The sequence below is a fragment of the Pseudomonas sp. GW822-FHT02D10 genome (assembly GCF_058802345.1).
Window position 1 is genome coordinate 352,259 of the sequence record NZ_JBXAOB010000001.1, and the last position, 16,455, is coordinate 368,713.

Genomic DNA, 16,455 nt, shown 5'->3' on the forward strand with positions numbered 1-16,455 from the left:
CTTATTCCTCGGTCAATGCGGAGCCTGCCCGGTCGAGCAGAGGTTTGAACAGATAGTTGAGGAGTGAGCGTTCGCCAGTGCGCACGAACATCTCGGCTGGCATGCCCGGCTTGATCACCAGACCGTTGAGTTTCTCCATCGCGACATCGCTGACGCTGCTGCGCAGCACGTAGTACGGCACGCCGGTTTTCTCATCGACCATCTGGTCGGCGGAAATCAGGCTGACTTCGCCCGGCACCCGCGGGGTCTTGCTCTGGTTGAAGGCAGTGAACAGGATGTCCACCGGCAAGTGGCTACCGACCTTGTCGATCAGGTTCACCGGCAAATGACCCTCGACCTCCAGACGCGTACCTTGGGGCACGATTTCCAGCAAGGTTTCGCCCGGACGAATCACTGCGCCTTCGGTGTGCACGCCGAGGTTGACGGCGATGCCGTCGGCCGGCGCGACGATTTCACTTTGTTGCAGATTAAAACCGGCCGAGGTCAGTTGCTGTTCCAGGGTCAGGCTCTTGAGCTGCGCGTCCGCCAACTGGCTGCGCACCTCTTTCTGGTACTCCTCGCTGTGCTGTTGCAGCTTCAGGCGCGTTTCAACAATGCCCTGCTCCACGCGCCCGCTTTCGCCGCTGTTCTGCGCCAGCTGCTGCTGTATCTGCGAGAGCTGACGCTGGTAATCCATCAACCGGTTGCGCGGGATGTAACCGTTGTCGGCCAAGGGTTGCAGATTAGTCAGTTGCTGACGCAGGGACTCGGCCTGCGCCGTCAGGTCGGTGCGTGCCCGGCGCATCCCCGCCAGTTGCGCAGTGGCGCCTTCGATGTTGGCGCGCAGTCCGGCTTGTTCACGATCAAAGGCTTCACGGCGGCTGCTGAACAGTTGCCGCTGGCCTTCCAGCACCAACGCCAGACGTGGGTCGGGGTCGTTGCTCAGTTCGGCCGGGAAACGCACCTGCTTGAGGTTGTCGCGCTCGCTCTGCCAACGCGCCAAACTGGCCCAGGCCATACGGTATTGGGCTTGCAAGGATTGCACGTCCGCTTCGACCTGAGTCTGGTCGAGGCGAAACAGCGGCTGGCCTTGCTTCACCGCCTCGCCTTCACGCACCAGAATCCGGCTGACCACCCCGCCGCTCATCGACTGCACAGCCTTGCGCTTGCCGGACACCACCACCGTGCCCTGCACCGGGATCCCCTGATCGAGAGGCGCCAGGCTGGCCCAGAGAAAAAAACTGCCGGCGCCGACCACGGCGAGCATCCAGCCCATGCGGGCAAAAAAACCGGCGTCGCGCTCAGGGCGCTCCGGTGCGTAACCATGTTCGATTGTCATGCCGCTGTCCTTGCTCATACACCGCTGCTCTTGGTCGGGGCCTGATACTGGCGGCTCATGCTGAGCCCGGCCGGTGTGGCGGCGGGCTTTTCCCGTGGCTGTTCCTGTTGTGCTCCAGACAGCGCCTTGAGCACTTCCTGACTCGGCCCGAAGGCTTGCAAACGACCTTCGTTGAGCACCAGCAACTTGTCGGCCTGCGCCAGTGCCGAGGATCGATGGGTCACCAGAATCACGCTGGTGCCCTGGGCTTTCATCTGTGCGATGGCACTGGCCAATGCAGCCTCGCCGCCGGTGTCGAGGTTCGAGTTGGGCTCATCGAGCACCACCAGGCTTGGCTCGCCATACAAGGCTCGGGCCAACGCCACGCGCTGTTTCTGGCCGCCGGACAAACCGCTGCCATCCTCGCCCAGCACGGTGTCGTAACCCTGTGGCAGACGCAGAATCATCTCGTGCACGCCGGCTTGCCGGGCAGCCTCGACCACCTTCTGCGGGTCGGCTTCGCGAAAGCGCGCGATGTTTTCGGCGACACTGCCACTGAACAGTTCGATGTCTTGTGGCAGATAGCCGATGTAGGGGCCGAGGTCGTCGCGGTTCCAGCGATGGATGTCCGCACCGTCCAGCCGCACGGTGCCGGCCAGGGTCGGCCAGACGCCCACCAGCACCCGCGCCAGGGTCGATTTGCCGGAACCGGACGCGCCGAGTACCCCCAGCACTTCGCCGGCCCCGAGGTGGAAATTGACCATGTGCAAGGTCGCCGTGCGTTGCCCCGGTGGGCCGGCGCTGACCTGCTCGAAGGTCACCTGGCCCTTTGGCGCGGGCAACTCCATGGCGCCATCACTCGGCGGGAACTCTTGCAGCAAGGCGTCCAGCCGCCGATACGCCAGCTTCGCCCCGCTCCATTGCTTCCAGACGGCAATCAACTGATCGATCGGGCTCAGCACCCGGCCCATCAGGATCGAGCCGGCGATCATCATCCCGGCGGTCATCTCGCCCTTGATCACCAGCAAAGCGCCCAACCCCAGCACCAGTGATTGCAGGCACAGACGCAAGGTTTTGCTCAGGGAACTGATCACCGCGCCGGTATCGCTGGCCTGATTTTGCAAGCCGAGAAAGCGCGAATGCACCTGGAACCAGCGTTTGCGCAGCGCCCCGAGCATGCCCATCGCCTGGATCGTCTCGGCGTTGTGCAAATGACTGGTGGCCAGTTGTGTGGACCGTTGCGAGTAACCGCCGGCCTCACCCAAGGGCTTTTTGGTCATCGCCTCGTTGAGGAACGCCAGACCGATCAGCAGCACTGCACCGACGGTAGCGAATACCCCAAGCCAGACGTTGAACAGATAGATCACGAACAGATAGACCGGAAACCACGGCGCATCGAAGAACGCGAACAACGCCGGCCCCGTGACGAACTGGCGAAGGTGGGTCAGGTCGCCCAACGACTGGCCGGCGTTGCCCTCGCCCTTGAACAGGTTGCGCTCGAACGCGGCCTGGTAGACCCGCAGATTGAAACGTCGCTCCAGTTGGCTGCCGATACGAATCACGATGAAGCTGCGCACAGTCTCCAGCAAACCGATAAACGCAAAAAAGCCCACCACCATCAGCGACAGCATGGCCAGAGTGGTTTCATTCTGCGACGAGAGTACCCGGTCATAGACCTGAAGCATGTAAATCGACGGGACTAACATCAGTACGTTAATCAGTGCGGTGAAACAACCGACGCTGATCAGAATACGTTTATAGTCGCCCAGCGCCTTCAATAGCGGTGCAGTGGGAGTGGTCTTCGCCATTCTCATTGATCTTCCCTGAGCAGATAACCCGCGCGGTAGTTCGACACGGTTCCAATAAACGGCCCCACGCTGACGGGGGGCATACATTTAATAGTGCAACTGACAGGCGAACGAACTCTATGTCAGGACGATATAGAGTTCAGGTTATTTACCTGCCGGCGGAAAACGGTGGATGAATCCTTATGTCCATCGCTGGAAAAGATTCGGCTTACCGTCGTACTCTTTAGTGTGGTGCGCGTTGCAGAACAATCTGCGGATCAGAATGTTTGGTACTTTGGTAGCGCCCTTCTTGCTGTCGACCAAGATGAATAATGCTTGAACCTTCTTTACCGGTCAGCGATAGACCGTCGGGTTCCGGAAACCAGCCGATGGGTGTTTCACTCAGCCAGCCGGCGAGGCACTCAATATCGCCCGCCACTGTTTGATTCTGCTGAAGTTCCAGTGAACAGATGTTCCGCGGCTGTGCCTTCAGGTAAACCTGCCATTGCCCGGCCAGTTCCGACGGGTCCGCTAATCTCAGGCTGCTTGCCATGACTACATCTCCAAAAAACATTATCAGCGTGGCGATCAGCCAAGCCATTGCCCTGTAGGTAAAGGCGTTATGGGTCATAAGGTGTTTCGTTCCAGGTTGTAGCCTGTGCAGGCTCGCCTACCGCAGCGGTGCTGGCAAGGACAAAGGGCAGCGCATCGGCGCTGCCCCATAGTCATCGACTCAGGCCACGATGTCCGTAGTAGCTGCCTGGCCAACGGTGCTGACCAGGAAGTCAGCCACGCCGTGCCCGGAGAAGTCGATGGCAAGGCTGCTGCCACCGGAAATCGTGCTCAATACCGCGTCGCCCGCTGCACCGGTGAACGAGTTCACGAAGTGCAGGCCTGCGCCGTTGGTGATGGCACTCAGGTCGATTTTGTCCAGACCGCTGGTGAAATCCATGATCTGATCGGCCGCGCCCGGTTTGGAGTCCGAGCTTGCTGCAAACACGAAGGTGTCGGAACCGCTGCCACCCCAGAGTTTGTCCGCACCACCCGCGCCGTAGAGGATGTCGTTACCGGCACCGCCCTTGAGCTCGTTGGCCACGCTGTTACCGATGAGCAGATCGTTACCCGAACCGCCGATGGCGTTCTCGATGGTCACACCCTTGGCAATGGATACGTTACCAACCATGCCACCAACGTCGGAGAATGAGGCCTCATTGAGGTTGATCTTCTGGTTCTGGGTGAAGCCGGAGAAATCCAGGGTGTCTTTGCCACCTGCGTCCCACACCGAGAATACGACCTTGTCCGACGACGAGGTCGCGCTGTAGAAATCGCGGCCAGCGTTGGAGTGGAAGCCATAGGTAGTATCACCGGCACGGGTGCTCATGTTGGCGCCGTAGAGTTTCTGCACCGCCGCAATATCGTCCATCAACGGAGCGGAGGAATAAGCCTCGACACCGGCCTTGCTGAAGTTCTGGCTGGTGTTGCTTTCACTCCAGTAACTCATGAGGCTGTAGCCGCGAGTGTCCTGGCCATAGGACGCATCGTTGTAGGTCGGATTGCCTTCGCCGGCGTTGTAGTCACCAGGGTGGGACAGACCGAGGGTATGCCCGATTTCGTGAGTCAGGGTCTGACGACCGTAGTTGTTCACGCCCGGGGTCTTGTTGACGTTGTAGCCACTGCCGGTCAAGTACCAGGACTCGCCGTCATGGCCAGGTTCGGTACCCGGCAGGAAGGCGAATGCTGCCGCACCTTCCTGGCCGCCACTGTAGTTGCCGAAACTCATGTGACCATCGCCACCCTTTGCCGCTTGAGTAAAGGTGACATTGGCCACGTCTGCCCAGGATTGCATGGCGAGCACGGCCTGAGCCTTCTGCACAGAACTGAACTGGCTAAAACCGGTGACACCCAGGTCGCTGAAGTTCGACGTCGGGGCGGTCAGAAACGAGTAGGTGAGCTCGATTTTGCCGTTGCCGTCAAGATCGTGCCAGGAAGCACCATCACGCAGCAGTTGAGTCGCGGCTTGATCGACCGAAAAGGAGGGTTTGCCATTGACCGTGAGATCACCACCCCGATCATACTGATGGCTGAAGCTATCAATTTGCGACCATTCGGAACTTGAGTCTGCGACGGCCGACTCAATAGCTTTCACTTTTACATTCGACATAAACACACTTCCTTGTTTAGCAATGGAACAGTTTTTTGTCAGATAGCAACAATCTCTGGCGAGATCGTCCTATCACTCGCCCAATGAAGGCGAAAGAAAACTGACACAATTTGAAATCAAACGTCCACTACTTTTTTGACGTCAAATTGAGCTATTCCACAAAACTCCCGAAAACAATGACTGACGGGACGAAATAATCTTTGTAGTTCAATCTCCAAAGAAGATTGTCGGACAATGCTCTATTTAAATTTTAAATAACAGTACAGTTGTATTTGATGACGGCATCGCAGTGTTACATGACTTTGCGCCATCCAGCCCCGCATCTTTTGGGCGAGCAAAAAGCCCAACGCCTCCACACAGGGAGGCGTTGCGGTTTTTTCAGAAACACCGAATGGAATATGACGCTTCTACGCTTGGCAACCTCCCCGGAGCCCCCCAACCTGAGCGATCAGGTCGAGGTGGCCCGCTCCAGGACCCAGGGTCCAACGTTCGCGTCACCTGAGGTCGTAGCGGTCAAGGTTCATCACCTTGGTCCAGGCCGCTACGAAATCTTTCACGAACTTCTCCTGCGCGTCGCTGCATGCATAGACCTCAGCCAACGCCCTCAATTGCGCATTCGAGCCAAAGACGAGATCGACACGAGTGCCTGTCCATTTGAGGTCGCCGGTTTTGCGATTGCGTCCTTCAAACTCTTCATTGGCGTCCGAGACCGGCTTCCATTCCACGCCCATGTCGAGCAGGTGGGTGAAGAAGTCGTTGGTCAACGCTTCAGGTCGCTGGGTGAAGACCCCGTGCCGGGTTTGTCCGACGTTGGTATTGAGCACGCGCAGGCCGCCAATGAGCACCGTCATTTCTGGCGCGGTGAGTGTCAGTAGTTGCGCCTTGTCGATCAGTAATGCCTCGGCCGGTACGCGGTAACGGGTCTTGAGGTAGTTACGGAAGCCATCGGCGACGGGTTCGAGAAACCCGAAAGACTCGACATCCGTCTGTTCCTGGCTCGCGTCCATGCGGCCTGGCGTGAAAGGCACCGTGATGGTGTGACCGGCATTTTTCGCTGCCTGCTCGACGCCAGCGCTACCGGCCAGCACGATCAGGTCCGCCAGCGAGATCTTCTTGCCGCCGGACTGCGCGCCGTTGAACTCGTTCTGGATACGTTCGAGGGTCGCCAGGACCTTCGCCAGTTGCTCAGGCTGGTTGGCCGGCCAGTCCTTCTGTGGGGCCAGGCGCAGGCGCCCACCGTTGGCGCCACCGCGCTTGTCGGAGCCACGGAAGGTGGAAGCCGCCGCCCAGGCAGTTGATACCAGCTGCGAGACTGTCAGGCCACAGGACTGGAGTTTGCTCTTGAGTGAGGCGATGTCGCTGTCGTTGACCAGGGCATGGTCGACCGCCGGGATCGGGTCTTGCCACAGGAGTTTTTCGTTGGGCATTTCCGGGCCGAGGTAGCGCGAGAGCGGTCCCATGTCGCGGTGGATCAGCTTGAACCAGGCGCGGGCGAACGCGTCGGCCAACTGATCGGGATTCGCCAGGAAGCGCCGCGAAATCTTTTCATAGATCGGATCGAATCGCAGGGACAGGTCCGTGGTCAGCATGGTTGGACTACGACGCCTGGACGGATCGTGAGCATCCGGAATGATGCCCGCGCCGGCGCCGTTTTTCGCCGTCCACTGGTTCGCTCCCGCCGGGCTCTTGGTGAGTTCCCACTCGAAGCCGAACAGGTTCTCCAGATAATTGTTGCTCCACTTCGTGGGTGTTGTGGTCCAAGTCACTTCCAGGCCGCTGGCGATCGTGTCGCCACCTTTGCCCGTGCCGAAACTGCTCTTCCAGCCCAGGCCCTGCTCTTCGAGGCCAGCGGCTTCGGGGTCGGCGCCCACATTGGTTACAGGCCCGGCGCCGTGGGTCTTGCCGAAGGCGTGGCCGCCGGCGATCAGTGCCACGGTTTCTTCGTCATTCATCGCCATGCGAGCGAAGGTTTCGCGGATATCCACCGCAGCAGCGACCGGGTCCGGGTTGCCCTCCGGGCCTTCCGGATTGACGTAGATCAGGCCCATTTGCACCGCAGCGAGCGGTTTCTCCAGGTTGCGCTCCTGGACAGTAGGGCTCTCATCTTTGCCATAGCGCACGTCGCCCCCCAGCCAGGTTTTTTCGGAGCCCCAGTAGACATCCTCATCCGGTCCCCAGACGTCCGGACGACCTCCGGAAAAACCAAAGGTCTTGAAGCCCATGGACTCCAGCGCGACGTTGCCGGTGAGGACGATCAGGTCGGCCCAGGAGATGTTACGACCATACTTTTGCTTGATCGGCCAGAGCAGTCGACGCGCCTTGTCGAGGCTGACGTTATCCGGCCAACTGTTGAGCGGCGCGAAGCGTTGCTGACCGGAGCCGGCACCACCACGCCCGTCACCGGTGCGGTACGTGCCTGCGGCGTGCCAGGCCATGCGAATAAAGAACGGCCCATAGTGACCGAAGTCCGCAGGCCACCAGTCTTGCGAATCGGTCATCAGCGCGTGCAGGTCTTTCTTGAGCGCCGCAAAGTCCAGTTTTTTGAACGCTTCGGCGTAGTTGAAGCCCTCGTCCATGGGGTCGGACAGGGACGAGTGCTGGTGCAGGATCTTCAGATTCAGTTGGTTCGGCCACCAGTCGCGGTTCGACGGGCCACCGCCCGCGGCGGCGTGATTGAACGGGCATTTCGATTCAGTTGCCATGTGTGAGCTACCTTTGGTCGTGTTCATCCGGCTATCCGGCCCGGGATGGGCGTTCGATAGCAACGAGCGAAATCAATGACATAGGCTGCAGGGCCAGCTGCTCGATCAATTGATCGTCGTGGTCACACGGGAAATCCGGATAGCAGCAATCGAGTTACCAGCACGGTGGCCCACGGCAAGCCTAGTACGCTTCTGACTTATTCGTATCCCTTATCAGGTCTCAACCGGCCAGTTTTCACCGGCGCTCCGTAAAGGTTAGCCCCCTATAAAGCAGTCAGCTAATAGGTGGCGTATGAGGTCTTGATAGGCATAATCTTTTACTGGACCTCTGGAGATGGAGCAGCGGGTATGAGTAGCTCTCGTAAGACTTTTTACGCGACGAACCCATGCACGGCAGAGGACCCGCCCATGAATCAGCGCCCGCGCCGCACGGCCATCCACGAAGCTGGCCACGCCCTGGCCTTTTGGTGGAATGGTCAGCACATAGAGCGCGTCACTGTGCGCACCAGGACAGAAGCCTGCACCGGCCCAATGATTGATCTGCGCGGCAACCGGCAAAACGTAGAGGGGTTGGTTGAGGCTGATTACTTGCTCCCGCACCCATCCTTCGACCCCCCCGGGATTGCTGAATACCTGCCATCTATGGTCGATTCTATTGAGCGCGACCTTCTCGATTGCTTCGCCGGACCCGTGGCCGAAGCAGTCTACAGGCGCACCAAATCGGACAAATTCATCAGCGGCAGCGGCTGGGGTGACCGGCGCCGGGGTTACGAATTGATCAGTTTGCTGCCTGCACGAAAGCTACTCGACGCCGAATCCCAAGCAATCGCCCGCTCCAGCTGTCTGGTGCGTCGTTACTGGCCCGCTCTCACCGCTGTGGCGGATCTTCTACAAGAGCACGGCACGGTTAACGGGGAAGCAATAACAGCGCTGCTGTGTGAAGTCACCGGGGAGTCACCTACGCAGCTCAGCAATGACCTGGCAACCCTCGATACGCGACGCAATAGGCGGTGGACTGCAGCCCACTCGAAGAAGCATTTTCTGCTATGAGGTCGATTACCAGAAATGACCACTCGGGACGCTTGGAAAAAATTCATTTCCCCACTCCAGACCTGAACTCGCCCGAACGAACGCTGGCGCTCTCGGAGAGCTTGGCCAATGACCTGAAAATGGCCAACAGCGTGGTCGGTGTCAGCGTGCTCCCACCCGCCTTTTTCCCGACCGGCATCATCGAGGCCGGCAAGATTTCTGCACGCGAAATCGCCGAAATCACTCTGAAGGGCGTAGAAGAAAATCGCTTCTACCTCTTTCCCCATGCTTGGGTGCCGGGTGCGATAGCCCTACGCAGCAAACAGGCGCAAGAGGGCATGACAGCCTTCAACCCCCAGCCTTGACCCACCGGGATATCCCGGATTCCGGTGCTTCCAGCACTATCGCCGAACGGTCTGAAAGATTTCACGGACTTTTCACCCGCGAGTGCTATTTTTAAACACTCAAACGGTTGGGCCAATGAAGGCTCTTCCCTCCTAACACGGGCTAACGGACGCGCTCGATGAAGAAGGTGGGTAACACATGAATAGAGTGTCGTTTAGCAAGGTTACGTTTCCAAACGCCTGCCAGCTGATGCGCTGGCATTTTCACCCCATGGGATTCGAGGCGAGCATGGATGCACCGGGCAGCATGATTGCCCGACTGTTTGATCGTGCCAGTGGCGAGACCATGATCGCCATTGCCGCCATTCCCTGCGCCACGGTGATGAACGCCACCGATGTGGAGCGAATTATCGAAGCCGTGGAAGATGAGCTTGAAACTTTCATTCCTTCTCTTACCCTGAAAAGTGCTTCTTGAAGCACAACCCTTTGACATCAAAGCCCACGCTGCGTGGGCTTTTTCATGTTCGAAGGTATTCCTGATTCCTGCGCCATCCTGTTCAGACTGAAAGCTTTGCGGCGCGCTGATCCGCGAAGAAGGGCTTGCCCTGCGCGATCCTGTCGGACGCCTTGGGCATATTGACCGATTGATTGTCCTGGCCATCGACATACCAATAGCAATGCTTCACTGCCCGGGTGATGCCGACGTAAGCCAACCGCAGAATCTCGTCTTTCTGCGCACTGTCATAAGGTTCCGCGTCACCGTCCTTGCCCAATCCGGCCATGCGATAGACCTGATTCTTGTACGGTGAACGGGTCAGGTGCTGGCAATCGCCCAGCAGGAATACCGCGTCAGCCTGAAGCCCCTTGGCACTGTGATAGGTCAACTGCTTGAGCCGTCGGGCTTCGAAAGGCAAGCTAGAATCAGCATTAACTACAGGTGAAATATGCTCTTCAATCAATGACTTATCGATACTTTTTCGATACAACATCAAGATTGAATCACCCTTTCGATAGTGCTCCATCAGACGCTTGGCCATGGCCGCATCGTCCCGATCATGGATGTTGACTGGCAACAGTTCCCCAGGCTCGCCACTGGCCTTGGCTTTTTTGCCCGGGATTGCCGGCGCCGCGCGCACGATATGCTCGGCAGCGTCGATGATGTGCTGATGGCTGCGGTAGTTTTCGCTGAGCATCACCCGCGTGGTGCTCGGCGACGGAAATTCCTTGTTGAACTCCATGAAGTACTTCGGCGAACTGCCGCGCCAGCCATAGATCGACTGCCAGTCATCGCCAACGCACAGCAGTGATGAGCGTTGCGCGCCGCGCCCGACATGCATGGCCGGACCACGGCTGCGGATTTCCATCAGGGTCGCACGGATCCAGGAGACGATTTGCGGGGAAACGTCCTGAAATTCGTCGACCATCAAATGCGACATCGGTCGCAGCAGCTCATCGCTCAGCAGCTTGAGGTTTTCCGGCGAATGTTCACTGAACAAGGCGAACATTCGGTTGTAGGTCATCACCGGCGGCGACTGATCCAGCAGGTGATCCTCCAGGGCTCGCCAGTACAGGCTAAGCGCCTCAAAGAACAAACGGTCCGGATCGTCCTTGGCGAAACTCATCTGACCCACGGCAGCAGGTACATCCAACCCGAGGTTTTCGATAAAGCTCGCCGCCGCGACAAAACAATCGAGCAGCGGCGCGGAACCCAGTTCACCCTTGACCTTGTAATCGAACCCCGGTCCGGCACTGACATCCCCTGCCAGCGAGGCCAAAACGCGCTTTGAAGATTCATAGCTATCTAGCCAAATCAAAGGCTTACGGCAGAAAGCTTGAAACAGGGTGCGTTTGACTGCCCATTCAGCGCGAATCGTCAGTTTGGCATTGGGACGGCTGACCTGTGGGCTTTCACCGGGATCGAAGCCCAATACGACCCAAGCGTCGAGCGCCGGGACATAGCCGTGACAATGGAAGGTCGCACCGTTGATCTCGAATGTCTGGCGGCTGGGTTCAATGCCCTTGATCGGCCAGGCGCCCGCGCGAAACCACAGATCTTCGACGGCATCACAGAGTTCGTCATCACGCTTGGCCGCCAGCTCGGTCACCGCCATGCGTTTTTGCACATCCGGGTGATCGCGCTCCAGTTCCTTGAGCTGCAACGCATGGCGCGACAGCGGTTTGATCAGTTCGCGAAAACGCTGGTCTTGAGTAAACAGTCGGTGAAAACAGGCATTCAGTTGTTGGCGCTGGGTGTCGTTGATCCGCAGATCGAATGGGTTGCTGTCGACCTCTGTGTCATCGAACAGCGAACGGCCGTTGAGGTTTTCGAAGGCTTGCAGCCGCTCGAATCCCGGCAGGCTGCGGACCATCGGCAGAATGCGCGAGTGGAAGGTGCGCACCAGATCGCGGGCGTCTTTCTGCGAGAGCGTGCGCCCCCACACGGCAAACAGCCCGATCAGCTTGTTGATGAAGTCCTTGCGTGATTCGCGGGTGAACGTCACCACGGTCAACGAGTCGAGTTCAAACCCCAGGTAATGGACCAGTAGCAAAATGCGCAGCGCCAGGGTCGTCGACTTCCCGGCACCCGCCCCGGCAATCACCGAGGTCGAGGGTGTGTCGCTGAAGATCATCTTCCACTGTGCGGCGCTGGGCTGCGCCGACTCTGGCAACAAACGGGCAACATCGGCCTTCATGCGCTTCTTGACGTCAGCACTCAGCGGCAGCCGCCAGTCGTCGAACAGGTTTTCATCGATACGCGGCGCCGGATGCTCGGTGGATCGGCTGTCGCGAATCAGCAGCACCTGGCGGCCTTCTTCTATGCCTTCGAGCTTGCCTTCCTTGTAGCCGTAGTCCACGCCCGCGCTATGCCCACTGCGAAAGCCATCGGCCTGGCCGTGCAGCCAGGACGCCCGGTGCTGCGCGCGCAGGCGATTGAGGCCGTGGCCAAAAAAACGCGCGGCCAGGCGTTTGAGCAACGGCATCTCGGCCAGGGTCAAGAGCTCGGGAGGAAGATCGGGGATGTGTCGCGGCACGCTGACTCCAGGGTGTGAGGCTGTTGCGGGCTATGGTGTCTTCATTTGCCGGCGAGTTCTAGTCAAATGCTTATCCATCATTGGTTTAAGCGATGAACTGAATGCTGAAACGTAGAATATAGCCTTCATTTAATATCTACTAAACTGATTGGATTGAGGCATTTTTTACGCTTTTTATCGATTATTAATTGATAGATGATGCTCGCCATCAACCACCGGTTCTCGTTTTGCGGCTCAAGCGTTCCGCCCCATGACGAACCTTTTCAGGAGACGATCATGCTTGAACTCAGACCCTTCAACTCCCTGGGTGGCGCCCATCATGGCTGGTTGGATGCCCATCACCACTTTTCGTTCGCCGAGTACCATGACCCAAAACGCATGAACTGGGGCAACCTGCGCGTGTGGAACGACGATGTGATTGCGGCGGGCACCGGTTTCCCGAAACACCCACATCGGGACATGGAAATCATCACCTACGTTCGCGAAGGTGCGATCAGCCATGAAGACAACCTGGGTAACAAGGGCCGCACCGAGGCCGGTGATGTACAGGTCATGAGCGCCGGCACCGGGATTGCTCACAGCGAGTACAACCTGGAATCGACGGCGACCAAGATTTTCCAGATCTGGATCATCCCGAATGAAACCGGGTTGGCGCCGTCCTGGGGTGCCAAACCGTTCCCTAAAGGTCAGCGTGAAGGTTTCGTGACCCTGGCCAGCGGCAAGGCCGGCGACGACCAAAGCCTGCGGATCCGTGCCGATGCGCGGTTGGTGGCGGCAAACCTGAAGGCCGGCGAAACCGCCGAGTATCGACTGGACAACGGTCGCCGGGCGTACCTGGTACCTGCCACCGGTGTCATTGAAGTCAATGGCTTGCGTGCACAAGCTCGAGACGGTGTAGCAGTTGCGCAGGAGCAGGTGCTGCGGGTGACCGCCATCGAGGACAGCGAAATCGTGTTGGTGGATCTGGCTTGATGCACTAAAGGTAAAGGCCGGATGCAAAAAGGGGTGACCATTTTGGTCACCCCTTTTTTGTGTCGCATGTGGCAATTACTTCGTGCTGATCGCACCATCCACCAGGGTTTGCGCTTCTTGCACCAACTGCTTGAGGTGATCGTCGCCAATGAAGCTTTCGGCGTAGATCTTGTAGATGTCCTCGGTGCCCGAAGGGCGGGCCGCGAACCAGCCGTTTTCGGTCATGACTTTCAGGCCGCCGATCGCCTGGTCGTTACCCGGCGCCTTGCTGAGAATGCTCTGGATCGCTTCGCCAGCCAGTTGTGTCGACTTGACCTGATCCGGTGAGAGCTTGCCGAGCAAGGCTTTTTGCTCAGGGTTGGCCTTGGCGTCGACGCGTACCGAGAACGGCTCACCCAGCTCATCGGTCAATGCACGATAAGCCTGGCTTGGATCGCGACCGGTACGGGCGGTCATTTCAGCTGCCAGCAAGGCCGGAATCAAGCCGTCCTTGTCGGTGCTCCAGACGCCGCCATCCTTACGCAGGAACGACGCGCCGGCGCTTTCTTCGCCGCCAAAACCCAGCGAACCGTCGAACAGACCATCGGCGAACCATTTGAAACCGACCGGCACTTCGTACAGACGACGGTTCAGGCGCTTGGCAACGCGGTCGATCAGACCACTGCTGACCACGGTTTTACCCACGGCAGCATCGGCGCGCCAGTGCGGGCGGTTCTGGAACAGATAGTCGATGGACACGGCCAGGTAGTTGTTCGGCGCCAGCAAGCCACCGGACGGGGTGACGATGCCGTGACGGTCGTGGTCCGGGTCGCAGGCAAACGCCACGTCGAAACGCTCTTTCAGACCGATCAGGCCTTGCATCGCATAGCTGGACGATGGGTCCATGCGAATCTGGCCGTCCCAGTCGACGGACATGAAACGGAACGTTGGATCGACCTGGGTGTTCACCACGTCAAGGTTCAGACGGTAATGCTCGGCAATGGCCGACCAGTAGCGCACCCCTGCTCCGCCCAACGGATCCACGCCCAGACGCAGATTGGCGCCACGGATGGCGTCGAAGTCGATCACGTTGACCAGATCGGCGACGTAAGTATTGAGATAGTCGTGACGATGGGTAGTGCTGGCCTTGAGTGCCTGCTCGTAACTGATGCGTTTGACACCGGCGAGCTTGTTGGCCAGCAACTCGTTGGCCTTGGCCTCGATCCACTTGGTGATGTGGGTATCGGCCGGGCCACCGTTGGTGGGGTTGTACTTGTAACCGCCGCTTTGCGGTGGGTTGTGGGACGGCGTGATGACGATGCCGTCCGCGAGCCCCGACGTGCGGCCGCGGTTGTAGCAAAGAATCGCGTGGGAAATGGCCGGGGTCGGCGTGTACTCGTCGCCTTCAGCAATCATCACGGTCACGCCATTGGCGGCCAGGACTTCCAGCGCACTGGCGCCGGCCGGCGTCGATAGCGCGTGGGTGTCAATGCCGACAAACAACGGACCATCGATGCCCTGGGCTTCGCGATACAGGCAGATGGCCTGGCTGATGGCCAGAACGTGCCATTCGTTGAAACTCAGCTCGAACGAGCTGCCACGATGACCTGAAGTACCGAACGCAACGCGTTGGGTGGAGATCGAGGCATCGGGCTGACCCGTGTAATAGGCCGTTACCAGTCGCGGGATGTCGACCAACAACTCTGCCGGTGCCGGTTTGCCCGCAAAAGGACTGAGTGTCATGCAAAACCTCTGAAGAAAAGTGGTTCAGGAAATTAGGGGGGCAGTTTACTGACAGTTTGACCAGAGAGCGACGATATCTATCCAGACGAAATCTATCCAGACGTCGGCAGGCTATTTTGCCGCCCGGTCAATCGGTGAGTTCAAGCCTCAACGCATCCGCCAGCATCGTCAATGCAACATCGAGATCATGCTGCCCACTGAACGTGTGGCTTAGCCTGACGTTCTGCGAATGCAACCCATGCAGGCTGAACAACTCGCCTGGCGCAATCACCACGTGTTGCTTGAGCATGCGCTGGAAGACCCGGCGCACATCGACCGGTCGCAATGAGCGCGCCCAGATGGTCGCTCCAGCCACTGGCTCGACAAATTCCAGCGAGTCGCTCAAACGCTCCTGCAGCAGCTGGGTCATCCTGGTTTTGCGCTCTTTCAATAGCCGACGCAGCACCACCAAATGCTGATCGATACGGCCGCTGCTGTACAAACGTGCGATGGCTTTCTGACGGATCGGCGACAGACGAAATGAGCGCAGCAAAAAGTGTCGTTGCAACTCCACGCTCAATTGCCGCGACAGCAGATACCCGTAAGGCGCCTCAGGCCCCATGAGTTTCTCGAAGGTGGAAAACACGATCAGGCGATCAGGATCGAGCAGATCGCGAAAGCGACTTTCATTCAACTCGTGACCGAGTTCGCCGTACACATCGTTCTCCAGCACCCAACTGCCGTGTTGCTCCAACAGCTCGGCGGTGGACTGCCTGTTGTCGGACGGCATCAGGCTGCCGCGCGGCATGCTGACGCCCGATGACAGCACCACCAGGCGAACCGCCTCGGTCTTGAGCAATTGCCCAAGCGACTCAAGGTCAAGGCAGCCGTTGCCGTCTATCGGCAGTTCGATCACCTGTACACCGGAGGTCTGGAACAAACGCAGAATGGTCCAGTCACAGGGCGATTCGACCAACACGGTCGCGTCTTTGAGCTCGAGCACTGCGATCAGTATTTCCAGCACGCCACGCAAGTCGGCACCGATGTAAACGTCATCGGCGTGCCAGCAACGTGCCGGTGAAGTGGTGTAGCGTGCCGCCAGCGCGGTGCGTAGCTCCAGTTCGCCACACGGTTGCGAGTGAAGCTGCGGTTGGCGCGGATACTGGCGCACCAATTCGCGCTCCAGCAGTAACAACGGACTGTCCAGGGACTGCAACAGCGCCGGCTCGTCGGCGCTCAAGATCAGCATCCCCGGGCGCCTTGCGCTGACATAGACCGATTCAAGCAGGTCGTTGCCGCTGCTGAACGAAGTGTTCGAAGAAACCGGTAGCGCGTAGTAGCCGGATTTTGCCACCGAATACACTCGCCCTTCTTTCTCCAGCAGCGAATACTCCATACTGCATACTACAGATCGTAATAAAAATTACGTA

The 16,455-nt window shown here is 58.7% G+C and carries 11 protein-coding genes and 1 pseudogene; 4 read left to right on the forward strand and 8 right to left on the reverse strand.

What is annotated here, in order from left to right; all coding sequences use genetic code 11:
* Position 1: 1 nt before the first annotated feature.
* From AC1RPZ_RS01640 to katG, 5 genes are all read right to left on the reverse strand, one after another.
* On the reverse strand, positions 2-1,318 hold the full coding sequence (locus tag AC1RPZ_RS01640; RefSeq protein WP_493134128.1) for an HlyD family type I secretion periplasmic adaptor subunit: 1,317 nt from the start codon (positions 1,316-1,318) through the stop codon (positions 2-4).
* A gap of 14 nt (positions 1,319-1,332) precedes the next feature.
* Positions 1,333-3,111, reverse strand: a complete 1,779-nt coding sequence (locus AC1RPZ_RS01645; RefSeq protein ID WP_493134130.1) for a type I secretion system permease/ATPase — start codon at positions 3,109-3,111, stop codon at positions 1,333-1,335.
* Positions 3,112-3,328: 217 nt separating this feature from the next.
* Complete coding sequence (locus AC1RPZ_RS01650; RefSeq protein WP_493134132.1) at positions 3,329-3,715, reverse strand: AprI/Inh family metalloprotease inhibitor; 387 nt, start codon at positions 3,713-3,715, stop codon at positions 3,329-3,331.
* Between the two features lie 102 nt (positions 3,716-3,817).
* Positions 3,818-5,245 (reverse strand): serralysin family metalloprotease, encoded by a 1,428-nt coding sequence (locus tag AC1RPZ_RS01655; protein WP_493134134.1) that lies wholly within the window; start codon positions 5,243-5,245, stop codon positions 3,818-3,820.
* A 494-nt stretch (positions 5,246-5,739) separates the two neighbouring features.
* Positions 5,740-7,974 carry a catalase/peroxidase HPI gene (katG, locus tag AC1RPZ_RS01660; RefSeq protein ID WP_493134136.1) on the reverse strand — a complete coding sequence of 745 codons (2,235 nt, stop codon included), beginning with the start codon at positions 7,972-7,974 and terminating at the stop codon, positions 5,740-5,742.
* Between the two features lie 381 nt (positions 7,975-8,355).
* Between katG and AC1RPZ_RS01665 the strand changes: the two genes are divergently transcribed.
* The 3 genes from AC1RPZ_RS01665 (at position 8,356) to AC1RPZ_RS01675 (ending at position 9,795) form a co-directional block, all read left to right on the forward strand.
* Complete coding sequence (locus AC1RPZ_RS01665; RefSeq protein ID WP_493134138.1) at positions 8,356-8,997, forward strand: hypothetical protein; 642 nt, start codon at positions 8,356-8,358, stop codon at positions 8,995-8,997.
* A 32-nt stretch (positions 8,998-9,029) separates the two neighbouring features.
* Positions 9,030-9,341: a hypothetical protein gene (locus AC1RPZ_RS01670; RefSeq protein ID WP_493134140.1), complete on the forward strand. Its 312-nt coding sequence runs from the start codon at positions 9,030-9,032 to the stop codon at positions 9,339-9,341.
* Between the two features lie 178 nt (positions 9,342-9,519).
* Complete coding sequence (locus tag AC1RPZ_RS01675; protein ID WP_493134142.1) at positions 9,520-9,795, forward strand: DUF1652 domain-containing protein; 276 nt, start codon at positions 9,520-9,522, stop codon at positions 9,793-9,795.
* A gap of 82 nt (positions 9,796-9,877) precedes the next feature.
* Here the strand turns inward: AC1RPZ_RS01675 and AC1RPZ_RS01680 are convergent, their stop codons facing one another.
* On the reverse strand, positions 9,878-12,352 hold the full coding sequence (locus tag AC1RPZ_RS01680; protein ID WP_493134144.1) for a UvrD-helicase domain-containing protein: 2,475 nt from the start codon (positions 12,350-12,352) through the stop codon (positions 9,878-9,880).
* Between the two features lie 276 nt (positions 12,353-12,628).
* Here AC1RPZ_RS01680 and AC1RPZ_RS01685 point away from each other — a divergent pair, with 276 nt between their 5' ends.
* Positions 12,629-13,324 (forward strand): pirin family protein, encoded by a 696-nt coding sequence (locus AC1RPZ_RS01685; RefSeq protein WP_493134146.1) that lies wholly within the window; start codon positions 12,629-12,631, stop codon positions 13,322-13,324.
* Between the two features lie 75 nt (positions 13,325-13,399).
* On the opposite strand, the gene pgm is transcribed toward AC1RPZ_RS01685, so the two are convergent.
* The gene (pgm, locus tag AC1RPZ_RS01690; RefSeq protein ID WP_493134148.1) at positions 13,400-15,046 is read right to left on the reverse strand and encodes a phosphoglucomutase (alpha-D-glucose-1,6-bisphosphate-dependent); all 1,647 of its coding nucleotides are present in this window, start codon (positions 15,044-15,046) and stop codon (positions 13,400-13,402) included.
* Between the two features lie 127 nt (positions 15,047-15,173).
* A pseudogene (locus AC1RPZ_RS01695) lies at positions 15,174-16,415 on the reverse strand (aminotransferase class I/II-fold pyridoxal phosphate-dependent enzyme); the annotation flags it as partial.
* Positions 16,416-16,455: the final 40 nt, after the last annotated feature.

Coding starts and splice junctions, on each gene's coding strand:
- AC1RPZ_RS01645 (WP_493134130.1), bottom strand. CDS start 3,111: ATGAGAATGGCGAAGACCACTCCCACTGCACCGCTATTGAAGGCGCTG.
- AC1RPZ_RS01655 (WP_493134134.1), bottom strand. CDS start 5,245: ATGTCGAATGTAAAAGTGAAAGCTATTGAGTCGGCCGTCGCAGACTCA.
- katG (WP_493134136.1), bottom strand. CDS start 7,974: ATGAACACGACCAAAGGTAGCTCACACATGGCAACTGAATCGAAATGC.
- pgm (WP_493134148.1), bottom strand. CDS start 15,046: ATGACACTCAGTCCTTTTGCGGGCAAACCGGCACCGGCAGAGTTGTTG.
- AC1RPZ_RS01650 (WP_493134132.1), bottom strand. CDS start 3,715: ATGACCCATAACGCCTTTACCTACAGGGCAATGGCTTGGCTGATCGCC.
- AC1RPZ_RS01640 (WP_493134128.1), bottom strand. CDS start 1,318: ATGACAATCGAACATGGTTACGCACCGGAGCGCCCTGAGCGCGACGCC.
- AC1RPZ_RS01685 (WP_493134146.1), top strand. CDS start 12,629: ATGCTTGAACTCAGACCCTTCAACTCCCTGGGTGGCGCCCATCATGGC.
- AC1RPZ_RS01675 (WP_493134142.1), top strand. CDS start 9,520: ATGAATAGAGTGTCGTTTAGCAAGGTTACGTTTCCAAACGCCTGCCAG.
- AC1RPZ_RS01665 (WP_493134138.1), top strand. CDS start 8,356: ATGAATCAGCGCCCGCGCCGCACGGCCATCCACGAAGCTGGCCACGCC.